The sequence below is a fragment of the Burkholderia sp. Ac-20379 genome, from assembly GCF_017104645.1.
Taxonomy (GTDB): domain Bacteria; phylum Pseudomonadota; class Gammaproteobacteria; order Burkholderiales; family Burkholderiaceae; genus Burkholderia.
The window spans coordinates 1-828 of the sequence record NZ_JAAGPF010000783.1 but is presented as its reverse complement, the minus strand read 5'-3'; the positions used below and the strand labels follow the sequence as shown (position 1 = coordinate 828).

1 protein-coding gene and 1 pseudogene are annotated in these 828 nt (G+C 75.1%); both read right to left on the bottom strand.

The window, feature by feature from the left end:
• Window positions 1-426: pseudogene (locus G3N92_RS34605) on the bottom strand (allophanate hydrolase); the annotation flags it as partial.
• A partial coding sequence (gene pxpB, locus G3N92_RS34600) for a 5-oxoprolinase subunit PxpB (protein WP_206131948.1) occupies window positions 423-828 on the bottom strand: 406 nt, incomplete at its 5' end. The gene pxpB and the pseudogene G3N92_RS34605, both read right to left, overlap by 4 nt.

Below are 828 nucleotides of genomic sequence, written 5' to 3'. Positions count from 1 at the left end.
CGAGGCCAGATCGGTGCTGCGCGAGCCGAGCACGGGCAGCACGTCGATGCCGCCCGCCACGCACAGGTAGCCGCGCATGCCGTGCTGGGCGGCGGGCAGCGTCAGCGTTTCGCCGGCCGCGACCGGCAGGCTCCACCATGAATGGACGGCGCGCTCGCCGAGCGTCGCGCCGAATTCGGTGCCGGTGATGGCGATCCGGGTGGCGCGCGGGAAGCGGAAGGCGGCCGGGCCGAACGTGATCTCGATGGCGGCCGCGCCGGGCCGGTTGCCCACCAGCCGGTTGCCGATTTCGAGCGCCAGCGTGTCGAGCGCGCCGCCGAGCGCGACGCCGAGATGGCGGAAGCCCGGCCGGCCGGCGTCCTGCACGGTGGAAAGCGGGCCGGCGCGCAGGACTTCGATGCCGGCGGACGCGGAGCGGGTATTCATGCGCCGTGTACCTCCGACACGCTGAAGCGCACGCGGTCGCCCGGCTGCAGCAGGGTGGGCGGGGTGCGCGAGGGATCGAACAGCGCCAGCGCGGTGCGGCCGATCAACTGCCAGCCGCCGGGCGCCGAGGCCGGATAGATGCCGGTTTGCGTGCCGCCGATGCCGACCGAGCCGGCCGGCACCTCGATGCGCGGCACGGTGCGGCGCGGCGTGTGCAGCGCGGCGTCCAGCCCGCCCAGGTAGGCGAAACCGGGCTGGAAGCCGAGAAAGAACACCACGTAGTCGCCGGCGGCGTGGCGCTCGGCCACCTCGCGCGGCGCGAGGCCGGTGTGGGCGGCCACGGCGGCCAGATCGGGGCCGGCCGCGCCGCCGTAGATCACCGGAATCTCCACCTCGCGGCCA